The organism is Endozoicomonas sp. ALE010 (assembly GCF_049310165.1).
Taxonomy (GTDB): Bacteria; Pseudomonadota; Gammaproteobacteria; order Pseudomonadales; family Endozoicomonadaceae; genus Endozoicomonas.
Genome location: NZ_JBLYNV010000103.1, coordinates 1 through 9,910, shown reverse-complemented (window position 1 = coordinate 9,910; position 9,910 = coordinate 1). Strand labels below are relative to the sequence as shown.

At 49.4% G+C, this 9,910-nt stretch carries 9 protein-coding genes and 1 tRNA gene; 7 read left to right on the top strand and 3 right to left on the bottom strand.

Annotation, left to right across the window (positions count from 1 at the left end):
• Nucleotides 1–243 precede the first annotated feature (243 nt).
• Complete coding sequence (locus ACO6UY_RS23210; RefSeq protein ID WP_101746343.1) at nucleotides 244–471, top strand: sulfurtransferase TusA family protein; 228 nt, start codon at nucleotides 244–246, stop codon at nucleotides 469–471.
• Nucleotides 472–529: 58 nt separating this feature from the next.
• Entirely contained in the window at nucleotides 530–1,594 is a 1,065-nt protein-coding gene (locus tag ACO6UY_RS23205; RefSeq protein ID WP_422451069.1) for an AI-2E family transporter, read from the top strand.
• 60 nt (nucleotides 1,595–1,654) lie between these two features.
• On the opposite strand, the gene ACO6UY_RS23200 is transcribed toward ACO6UY_RS23205, so the two are convergent.
• On the bottom strand, nucleotides 1,655–2,167 hold the full coding sequence (locus tag ACO6UY_RS23200) for a peroxiredoxin (protein ID WP_269674951.1): 513 nt from the start codon (nucleotides 2,165–2,167) through the stop codon (nucleotides 1,655–1,657).
• Between the two features lie 261 nt (nucleotides 2,168–2,428).
• Between ACO6UY_RS23200 and dapA the strand changes: the two genes are divergently transcribed.
• Both dapA and bamC read left to right on the top strand, forming a co-directional pair.
• Nucleotides 2,429–3,304, top strand: coding sequence for a 4-hydroxy-tetrahydrodipicolinate synthase (gene dapA / locus ACO6UY_RS23195; protein WP_422451071.1), 876 nt, complete (start codon nucleotides 2,429–2,431; stop codon nucleotides 3,302–3,304).
• Nucleotides 3,304–4,491 (top strand): outer membrane protein assembly factor BamC, encoded by a 1,188-nt coding sequence (gene bamC, locus ACO6UY_RS23190; RefSeq protein WP_422451073.1) that lies wholly within the window; start codon nucleotides 3,304–3,306, stop codon nucleotides 4,489–4,491. Before dapA ends, bamC begins: the two co-directional genes overlap by 1 nt.
• An 82-nt stretch (nucleotides 4,492–4,573) precedes the next feature.
• On the opposite strand, the gene ACO6UY_RS23185 is transcribed toward bamC, so the two are convergent.
• Nucleotides 4,574–5,683 (bottom strand): phosphoribosylaminoimidazolesuccinocarboxamide synthase, encoded by a 1,110-nt coding sequence (locus ACO6UY_RS23185; protein WP_422451074.1) that lies wholly within the window; start codon nucleotides 5,681–5,683, stop codon nucleotides 4,574–4,576.
• A gap of 775 nt (nucleotides 5,684–6,458) precedes the next feature.
• Here ACO6UY_RS23185 and ACO6UY_RS23180 point away from each other — a divergent pair.
• Nucleotides 6,459–7,322 (top strand): co-chaperone YbbN, encoded by an 864-nt coding sequence (locus tag ACO6UY_RS23180; RefSeq protein ID WP_422451076.1) that lies wholly within the window; start codon nucleotides 6,459–6,461, stop codon nucleotides 7,320–7,322.
• 169 nt (nucleotides 7,323–7,491) lie between these two features.
• On the top strand, nucleotides 7,492–8,409 hold the full coding sequence (locus tag ACO6UY_RS23175) for a hypothetical protein (RefSeq protein ID WP_422451078.1): 918 nt from the start codon (nucleotides 7,492–7,494) through the stop codon (nucleotides 8,407–8,409).
• A 126-nt stretch (nucleotides 8,410–8,535) separates the two neighbouring features.
• Here ACO6UY_RS23175 and rdgC read toward each other — a convergent pair whose 3' ends face one another.
• The gene (rdgC, locus tag ACO6UY_RS23170) at nucleotides 8,536–9,507 is read right to left on the bottom strand and encodes a recombination-associated protein RdgC (protein WP_163372131.1); all 972 of its coding nucleotides are present in this window, start codon (nucleotides 9,505–9,507) and stop codon (nucleotides 8,536–8,538) included.
• 314 nt (nucleotides 9,508–9,821) lie between these two features.
• Between rdgC and ACO6UY_RS23165 the strand changes: the two genes are divergently transcribed.
• Nucleotides 9,822–9,897 (top strand) — tRNA-Val (locus ACO6UY_RS23165).
• The last annotated feature ends 13 nt before the right edge of the window (nucleotides 9,898–9,910 follow it).

Genomic DNA, 9,910 nt, shown 5'->3' with positions numbered 1-9,910 from the left:
ATAGCCGTAGCTATGTGACCGGAGTTGTAACGAAGCAGAGTGCCTGAACAAGGAGTCAGAAATATATGATTTCATATGGTTAGCTACTTAAGTAGTCATAATAGTGGTTGTTCATAGACGGGATATTTCCTCTTTTAACCAGTTGCCCGCTAAAGTGCTTAAACAGTTTTGACGGTTAAACTGTCGTTGATATTCACGTTGGGTGTTTTTACTGTTGCAGCCTGTAAAGAATGAGTCGTTATTATGGATGTTGATCAGGAGCTTGATCTTAAAGGTATGAACTGTCCACTGCCACTGCTGAAAGCCAAACAGGCACTCAGTCGAATGCAGTCAGGTCAGGTTATCAGAGTGTATGCGACAGATCCCGGTTCGGTCAGGGATTTTGCCAGCTTTGCTAATATCAGCGGGCATATCCTGCTGGCCAGTGAAGAAGAACACGGCGTTTATATCCATACATTGCAGCATAAGTAGTAAGGGATTTGAGTTGAATAATGAATCTTGAGTCGTTGAATAACTAACGGAGCATTTGATGCTGAATGTCATTAAGGGATGGTTGCACAGCTATCTCTCGGATCAGGAAGCGATTGTTCTTCTGATCCTGTTGCTGGTTGGCTTTGTTGTTGTGCTGACCATGGGAAAAATGCTGGCACCGGCATTGGCTGCTTTGATTTTTGCGTTTCTGATGCAAGGCCTGGTGAACTGGCTTGAGCGACAGCGAATGCCTCATCTTCTGGCCGTTAACCTGGTTTTTACCGGATTTGTTGCCGCGTTGTTGCTGGTGATTTTTGTGGTGGTGCCACTGGTGTGGGAACAGGTGACACACCTGTTAAATGCCATGCCAGGCATGGTTCGCCAAGGGCAGGCGTTGCTGGTGAGTTTGCCAGATCTATACCCCGGTTTTGTTTCTGAACACCAGGTCAGCCTGCTGGTCACAACCATTAATAAGCACCTGGCCGACTTTGGTCAGTGGGTATTGTCTTTTTCGCTGTCCAAGCTCCCCGGTATTGTTGCTCTTCTGGTCTACCTGATTCTGGTGCCTATCCTGGTTTTCTTTTTTCTCAAGGATAAAGAGGTTTTGCTGGGCTGGATGGCCGGTATTCTCCCTCGCCGTCGCAGGCTGATTGACCAGGTTGCTGATGAGATGAATGACCAGATTGCCAACTATATCCGGGGGAAGGCGATAGAAATTGTTATTGTCGGGGGTGTCAGTTATGTGCTGTTTGCCCTGTTAGGGTTAAGCTATTCTGCGCTTCTGGCGGTGATGGTCGGTTTCTCGGTTGTTGTGCCCTATATCGGGGCGACCGTGGTGACGATTCCCGTTGCCATTATTGGTTTTTTCCAATGGGGGTTGGATGATCAGTTTGTGATTCTGATGGTGTGCTATGGGATCATTCAGGCGCTGGATGGTAATGTGCTGGTGCCGCTGCTGTTCTCTGAAGCGGTGAACCTTCATCCTGTTGCTATTATTATTGCCGTTCTGGTGTTTGGCGGTTTGTGGGGGTTCTGGGGAATCTTTTTTGCCATTCCTCTGGCAACCTTGTTAAAGGCGGTAATGAATGCCTGGCCGACAGTGGCGGATGTGGAGTTAAGTTAAAGACAACTACTGAAAAAGTGGGCAATGCCCGCTTTTTCAGTCCGCAAGAGAGTGTTTTTATTACTCCTCTTCATTGCTGTTGTCACTGCTGTCGGTCTGCGCCTGAGTGTCTACCATTTGTGCGGCCTGCAGAACATCTTCAACATGCCCTTTAATGCGAACCTTTCGCCACTCGTGTTGCAGTACACCATTGCTATCGATCAGGAAGGTGCTTCGCTCGATACCCATATACTCCTTGCCATACATCTGCTTTAACTTGATGACGTCAAACAGTTTGCAGAGCGTTTCATCTTTATCGGAGATCAGCTCAAAAGGGAACTCGTGTTTGGCCCGGAAGTTTTCATGAGCCTTGATGCCATCTTTGGATACGCCAAAGACCAGCGTGTCTGACTCTTGAAATTGGCTGTAATGATCTCTGAAGGCCTGTCCTTCACTGGTACAGCCTGGGGTATTGTCTTTTGGGTAGAAAAACAGGACGACTTTACGGCCTTTGAGTTCAGAGAGTTTGACCGTCGTGTCGCTGGTCGCTTGGGCGGTAAAGTCAGGAACGGGTTGGCCCAGAGTTACGCTCATGTTTTATCCTTAGTCGCTCTCATTAGTCATTATTAATTTCAGGGGAGTTAGTTTAAACCATCACTGAAAAAAAGGCAGGTCTTAAAAGGTATTCAAAAATTTTAAGCTTTTTCTCTTCTTTTTTTCCCAACTTTTTATCTTATTCGACTTCAGTTTTTCAACAAAGTTCAATAAACAGCCTGGCCGGGATGGATTTCGGCCTTGTGAATGTAAAAGGGCGTTAGTAACATTACGCAAGATTCTGCCTTTAGGAGTGAACTGATGATTACCGGGAGCCTGGTGGCTATTGTTACCCCCATGTATGGCAATGGTGAGCTGGACTGGGAGAGTATGCATGCCCTTGTAGAGCATCATATTGACCAGGGGACGGATGGGATCGTAGTGGTGGGTACCACGGGTGAGTCAGCCACTCTGACGGTGCAGGAACATTGTGAAGCCATAAAACGCATGGTGGACCAGGTGAATGGCCGGATTCCCGTGATTGCCGGTACCGGGGCAAACTCAACCGCAGAGGCCGTCCACCTGACGGCGGAAGCCAAGGCACTGGGCGTGGATGCCTGTTTGCTGGTGACCCCTTATTACAACAAGCCGACTCAGGAAGGGCTTTACCTTCATTACCAAACGGTGGCTGAATCGGTGGCGATTCCCCAGATCCTCTATAATGTTCCCGGCCGAACGGCGGTGGATCTGCTGCCGGAAACCATTGGTCGCCTGAGCCAGCTGGACAATATTGTCGGCGTTAAGGAAGCCACGGGCATTGTTGAGCGTGGCCAGCAGATTCGGGCGTTGTGTGGTGAAGACTTTGCCATCTACTCCGGTGATGATGCTACCGGTATGGAGCTGATGCTCCAGGGGGCAAATGGCGTTATCTCTGTAGTCAATAATGTTGCACCAAAGATTATGCATGAATTATGTGTTGCTGCCACGGCGGGCGATCGCAGTACAGCAGAAGCGCTCAATGCCCGGATTGAAGCATTGAGCAGTCAGCTCTTTCTGGAAGCCAATCCGATTCCAGTAAAATGGGCATTAAAGGAGATGGGGATGATCAAGGACGGTATTCGTTTACCATTGACGCCCCTGTCGGAGTGTTATCACTCCGATGTTAGAAGTGCACTGCAAAAGGCGGGGTTGATTTGATGGTTCCAGGTCAAAGGATCAGTGAGTTGCCAAGGCATGCCCGGTTGGGCCTGTCTGTTGTGATCAGCGCATTGGTGCTGACAGGTTGTGCCAACCCTTTTGGCCAGCAGGGGTATCTGCGGGATCGTGCCGGAGACTACATCGAGGCGCAGACCGCTGAGCCCATCACCTTGCCGGCGGGAACTCAGGCCAGGGAACTGGGGGATATTCTGGTGATTCCAGAGGCTGGCCTGACTGACCAGAAACTGCCACGGGAGTTCGAAGTTCCAAGGCCTTCCCAGCGGTTGATGTTAAAAGAAGGTGATCATTACAGCCTTGAACGCGATGGCAGTCAGGAATGGTTGTCCGTTGATCGTGGGCCGGGTGAAGTGTTGCCTGGTGTGCTGGGCTATATTGAATGGCTGATGGAAGAGCTGGGTGTTGGCATTGCCAGCACAGAGTTTGACAAAGGCATTGTTGAAACCCAGTGGCATGACTTTGGCAAGGATAAAGATCACGGTGTGATGTACCGGACATTCGGTAAGTTATTTGGTGCTGATGATCTTGAGCCGATGGAAGAACGCTTTCGCTTTGAGGTTCGCAATGGCCTGAAAGGCGGAACCACGGAGGTTTATGTCTATCATCAGGGTCGGCCATTGGCTAAAAAAGGGAAACCGGCTGCGACTCCTGAGAACTGGGATAACCTGGGAGAGCCAAGCAAGCGGAAGGCAAACGATGTGCTCTCAGAGATGCTGGTTTACCTGGCACGGGATGATGTTCAGTCATCGGTTTCTCTCCAGGCTCAGGGGCTTGATATTGCTTCAGTCACAGAAGCGGGCCGGGATGGTAATGGTAACCCGGTGCTGACGGTACGTGGCCTGTCCTATGCCCGTGTCTGGGACGCTGCTGCCAACGCTATGGATAATGCTGGACTGAAGGTTGTTGATCGTAACCGTTCCGCCGGTCTTTTCTATCTTGCTGACAGTGTGCCACAACTGGAACAGGAGCAAGAGAAAAAGAGCTTCTGGTCAGGTTGGTTCAGTGATGATCAAGACTCCGATGTGTCTGATGAGCAGAAAACGCTGACGGTCAGGGTGAGTAATTACTCTGAGGCGGTTCAGCTTTCTGTAGAAAAGGATGTGAATACCTCAGCGCCTGCAGATGTCAGTCAGAGACTGCTCAAGGTGATTCAGGACAATCTTCAATAAATAATGATCTTCAATAAATAAAGCAGGCGTAAGCCTGCTTTATTGCATCTATCCCTGAACGACAGTTGTTCCTTTTGATGGTTTATCTGGCATCGATCAAACCATATTCCTTATCCAGAATTTCAATAATCTCGGCCTTGGGGTTGTCAGAAAGTTTGAGAGGCTTACCGGTAATCTTTTCAGCAATCGCTGTGTAGGTTCTGGAAAGGTCCATTAATGCGCTTTCCGGCAGTGCGTGATCTCTGGCAAGGGCTTCCCGCTCCGGCATTCGCTCTTTATTCAGCAGGATATCAGGCTCAGGGAAGTGATTAAGCAGAAACTGCCGGAAGCTCTCTTTTGAATTTTCAATCACCTCGCCCTGACGATAGGCTTCACCGTCCCAGATTCTGGAAGAGTCCGGCGTGCCAACCTCATCCATATAAATCAGCTTTTCCTGTCCACGGGCATCGGTGACGTAACCAAACTCAAATTTGGTATCAACAAACATCTGGTCCAGGGCAGTCAGGGACTGGCTGATAACCGTGAAGCCTTCCTGAAGCAGGGTTTCGTAGCGGTCAATATCATCAGGATGGCGAAAATTGAAAGCCCTGTAATTACCTTCCAGGTCCTTGCGGGTAATATTGACGTCATCCGCCTCAGGGACTCCGGGAATGCCTGTTAACACCCCCTTGGTTGATGGGGTAATCAGTAGCCCCGGCAGTGGTTGATCTTTCTCCAGCCCTTCCGGAAGTCGTATACCGCAGAACTCCCGTTCGCCTTTGCTGTAGGCCCGCCACATTGAGCCGGTAATATATTGACGACCGATGGCTTCAATCATTACCGGTTGCGCTTTCTGGACAATCCAGACCAGTGGATGAGGGATCGCCAGGATATGGCTGTCCGCCAGGCCATGTTGTTTGAAGAGATTGAACCAGTGGTTCGAGATCGCATTCAGCGCAGCGCCTTTGCCGGGGACACCGTTCAGCCCCCCCTCACCATGCCAGATACAGTCAAAGGCACTGATTCGGTCAGAAATAACCATAATGGCCAGTGGTGCATCGGCAGCGACATCATAGCCTTGTTCGTTGATCAGTCGTCGGCTGTCCGCTTCGGTAAGCCAGTAAACGGAGCGTACCTTGCCGGAGTGAATAGGAAGGTCGGTGCGAATCGGGAGATCGTTGTTAACGGCCAGGACCTTATCAGCAAGACTCATTGCGGCTACCTGTTCTGTATTCTGTTTTGTAATGTCGATTTATCACCCATGATGGTGATACAGCTCTACCCGGCGCAAGGGGGGGGAGGTACGGTTGGAAATCATAGCAAATAACCCGTGTTCTCTGTACAGGAAAAAGAAGCAAAACCACTCTGCAGATCGTGAGGGGGCTGCTCAGTTTGGATCGGGTTTATTAATAACTGTTTGTTATTTAGACATCGTCCCGGAGTTTTCGGCGGATGGCTCATGGCTCTTGTTCAAGGGGGGAGGAAAATTTTTTTATGCACAAATGTCAAGCGATTGACGTGTATTTTTTTTCGCTGCCATAAGTGACTGATTTTGTAAGTACTTATCCTAAGTCCATGAAAAATATAGAAAAAAAATAGATCAAAAAATAACCAGTTTAATAAAGGGGTAGTAAACATCGGTCTTTGTGACGGGTTGTGAGTGATCATCCACAAACTTATCCACAGATTCTGTGGGTAAAGTAATGATCGCGATGTTGGCTTGAAGTCTGTTAATACAAAGTACTGTTAATTCCAAGATATTCTTAAAGAAAAAGTTTGTGCTGCCGGGTCGATTCTCCGGTGGCTTGCGGTGAAGTGTTTAATCACATTGCTTCAGACGGAACCGGGGGCAAAAAAAACAGCGAGTTAAAAATGCTGACAAAGGCCTTATCGTCAGCTGAAAGTATCATTATTATTGCCTCATCGTTTAGTGGTCATTGCTGCTGCAAAGGCCCTGATCCCAGCAGAATTTCAAGGTGGCAAATGTGATGAATGAGCAAAGCTTCGTGGTGGATGTAACAGAAGCGAATATTCAGGAAGTGCTCCAGCAATCCGCAGATCAGCCCGTGCTTCTCTATATAGGTATGCAGAGTGATCCGGCCTGTTCGGCGCAGCTGGGTGTTCTGGAAGCGTTGGCTGCTGCTTACCAGGGGAAGCTGATACTGGCGAAAGTGGCCGCAGAAACCGAGCAGATGCTGGCGCAGCAGCTGGTGAGTCAATTGCAGGTAAGAGCGTTACCCGGACAGGTGGTTTTGCACCAGGGAAGACCGGTTAAGGTGTTCAGTGGACCTCAGTCAGAAGAGCAGCTGCGTGAAGTGCTGGATCCGTTGACAATGAGTCCGGCAGAAATGATTCGCCAGCAGGTTGAAGCGCTGATGGCTGAAGGCGAAGCTGGCCAGGCACTGGAGTTGCTCCAGAACATTTTGCAGGATGAGCCTGATAACCATGCCCTGCAAGTGTTGCAGGTAAACCTGCTGCTGGAGCTGGGACGTATCGACGAAGCCCGGCAGTTGATGGCGGTGCTCCCCGCCGATGCAGAAGGCATTGCCCAACCGAAAGCCAAACTGGCTTTCTACGAAATGGTTGCGGACGCCCCTGCCCGGAATGAGTTGGAAGCCCGGCTGGCGGATAATGACAATGATCATGAGGCTCGCTACCAGCTGGCGATCCGGTTGGTGATTGCTGACCAGAATGAAGAGGCACTGGAGAATTTGCTGACGATTGTTCGTCGGGACCGTGAATTCCGTGAAGACGGTGCCAGGCTGCTGATGTTGCAGGTGTTTGATCAGCTGGGGCAGGGTAATCCGATCGCCAAGCGTTATCGCGGCAAGCTGTTTGGTTTAATGCACTGATTTTGTCTCACCAAATCTTGATCCTCCACTCGCATTCCCGGACTCAGTCTCCTGGAATGCTCGTGCTATCTTTTCTGAACTTTATATTGATCCTGTGGTCAAAAAAGTAAGAGGGCCATTCTTTCACCCGGATTGGTGTCGAGATAGCAGTTGAATCAGGAGGTTAATAATGAATTGTTTGTACGATGGAGCAGCTGCAATCGGCAGTGCTGTCGCTTACGTCCTGAAACAACCTTTGCGCCTGATCAGCTATTTTTGCGGCCGGGTTGTAGCGGGATTATCAGCAGTCAAAAAAAAACTGTTTGGCACCGTCGGGGAAAGTCAGCCATCCACCATTGACCTGTACCAACGGTCGGTTTCAATACCAATGGCTGGCCAGTCTCTTGTGACGGGCGAGCCATCGGTAATGGTCGAGAATACTGACCGCTCAAAACCTGCTGCCGGTCACGATGCTAATCTGAAGCCTGATCCCGGGTCACCGGTTAATTTCCCCCAGTGCATCAACATAGGGTTTCTGGGGGTCGACTGCGGGGGAAAATCGGCTTTGATTAATCTTCTGCGTGATGTGGATGTTAATGCGACCGACGCAGCCCGGGAAACCGTTGTTCGCTCCAAGCAACGGGATACCAAGCGCTACCGGCTAAATAAGACACCTGTTTATTTGTGTGAACTACCAGAGATCAAGGCAGATTATAACCCGGAGGCAATGGCCAAACGTTCAGGCCTCCTCGCCTATGATGCGGTGATTGTTCCTCATTGTTTCAACACCGTACGTTCTGATGCTCTTGCTACTATGATAAGTCAGGTGAAAGAAGCGGGTATCCCACTCTATTTCGTTTACACTAAAATGGATAACGCTATTGCGAGTATTCGCAGTGAAGAAAGAAAGTCGAGTCCCTCTTTTTATCAGGATCTTGCTACCGGGGTTAAGGCGCAGATAAAGCGTAATTTCCAACACGTCATCGGATCAGATTTCAGCGATGACAATATTTTTATCAGCGGCTTCCCTTCCGGCAGCAGAGAATTTGATGTGCCACAACTAAAACAGCTTCTTGGTAGCGTCCAGAAAAGAACAGGGAGCGGTTGAGAGGTGGCGCTTTTGCTACTTGGCAGCGTTGGCTGTCGTCAAAACCAGAAGGCAATTCACAGGCAAAAATCATCAAGCGCACAGAGGGAAACTCTCTAACCGTCGTGCGCTTTTTGCTTCAACCGCTTAAACGGTCTCTTTTTCCGGGATTTCCACCGAGAAGCTGGCCACCTCCTGTCTTTCCAGTGCTTCTTCGCTTATTCCTCCAAGGTTTTCCACCAGTTCATCCAGCATTTGTTGCAACGTCAGCGTCATGATGGCGAAGTCAGCGTCAAACTGTTCGGCTGCTGTTTCAGCGTTAACTTCATCTAGCTGTTCCTGAACGGAGTCGGTGAACTTCAGTTTACGAATGACCAGGTCATCACCAAGCACAAAGCTCAGGGCATCATTCCAAATCAGCGCCATTTTGCTGACCTGTTTTCCTGCCTGAAGGTGAACCTCAACCTCTTCACCAATCAATTCCTGTTTACTGACTTTTACCTGTCCCCCTTCATCGCCGGGCTCACGCAGCTCACACTCATCACCGAGCACCAGCTTGTCAGGCATGGGGATCTCCTGGGCCAGCCAGCGTGTCATGGCATGGGATGGCATGTTTTTCAGTGGCGGGTTAATAATCGGCAGACTGCCAAGGCATTCACGCAGGCAGGAAGTCAGCTCTTCAGCTTTCTTGAATGAAGAGGCATCCACCACCAGCCAGCCTTTTGCCGGATCAATATAAGCAAAGGTGTTCTGGCTGCGGCTGAATGCTTTGGGCAGCAGTTCCATCAGTACATCGTCTTTTAATGCTTTTTTCTCTTTGCTGAAAACCTGGCGGTCCTGTTCCTGTTCAATCTGTTCAACTTTTTCTTCCAGTGCTTCATTGATCACGCTGGCGGGAAGAATTTTCTCTTCCTTGCGGGCGGTGATCATAACGAACCCATTGCCGGCATGGGTCAGCAGTTCACCCTGTTTGCCTAACGGAGGAACCCAGCCATAGGTGCTCATATCCTGACTGCCACAGCTGCGAAAGCGTTTCTGGCGGAGTTGCTCTTCAAGATCGTCAACGGACGTTTTGAATGGCTGGGTAAACCGGTAAAAGATAAGATTTTTAAACCACATGATCGTTTCAGAATCCTGATTGGTCGGAAGTTTGGCCGCTTTCCATATCGTCCCATCCCTGTTCTCCCATATGGTCGGGCTGCACTTCCGAGTATGGGCTCAAGGCTGTGATGGAAAGCACATGTTAACAAAACCTGACCGTAAATTAGTTATTGATATTGATAAAGAAACAGAGGGTATAAAAAAAAGTTTTTAATAACTGTTGCGTATCAACAGGTTAGCTGCTTATAATTCGCCGCGTTGTTGAGAGGGGCTCTCGGGAAGCTTGAGAGAACAAAGCAAAGTTCTCAACAATCTCTTTGATTAAGAGTTCAGGGTGATTAGCTCAGCTGGGAGAGCATCTGCCTTACAAGCAGAGGGTCGGCGGTTCGATCCCGTCATCACCCACCAGCTAGAAACTAGT

Bases quoted from the DNA above. Each gene is read 5' to 3' on its own strand.
- ACO6UY_RS23205 (WP_422451069.1), top strand. From the start codon at position 530: ATGCTGAATGTCATTAAGGGATGGTTGCACAGCTATCTCTCGGATCAG.
- dapA (WP_422451071.1), top strand. From the start codon at position 2,429: ATGATTACCGGGAGCCTGGTGGCTATTGTTACCCCCATGTATGGCAAT.
- bamC (WP_422451073.1), top strand. From the start codon at position 3,304: ATGGTTCCAGGTCAAAGGATCAGTGAGTTGCCAAGGCATGCCCGGTTG.
- ACO6UY_RS23175 (WP_422451078.1), top strand. From the start codon at position 7,492: ATGAATTGTTTGTACGATGGAGCAGCTGCAATCGGCAGTGCTGTCGCT.
- ACO6UY_RS23185 (WP_422451074.1), bottom strand. From the start codon at position 5,683: ATGAGTCTTGCTGATAAGGTCCTGGCCGTTAACAACGATCTCCCGATT.
- ACO6UY_RS23210 (WP_101746343.1), top strand. From the start codon at position 244: ATGGATGTTGATCAGGAGCTTGATCTTAAAGGTATGAACTGTCCACTG.
- ACO6UY_RS23180 (WP_422451076.1), top strand. From the start codon at position 6,459: ATGAATGAGCAAAGCTTCGTGGTGGATGTAACAGAAGCGAATATTCAG.
- rdgC (WP_163372131.1), bottom strand. From the start codon at position 9,507: ATGTGGTTTAAAAATCTTATCTTTTACCGGTTTACCCAGCCATTCAAA.
- ACO6UY_RS23200 (WP_269674951.1), bottom strand. From the start codon at position 2,167: ATGAGCGTAACTCTGGGCCAACCCGTTCCTGACTTTACCGCCCAAGCG.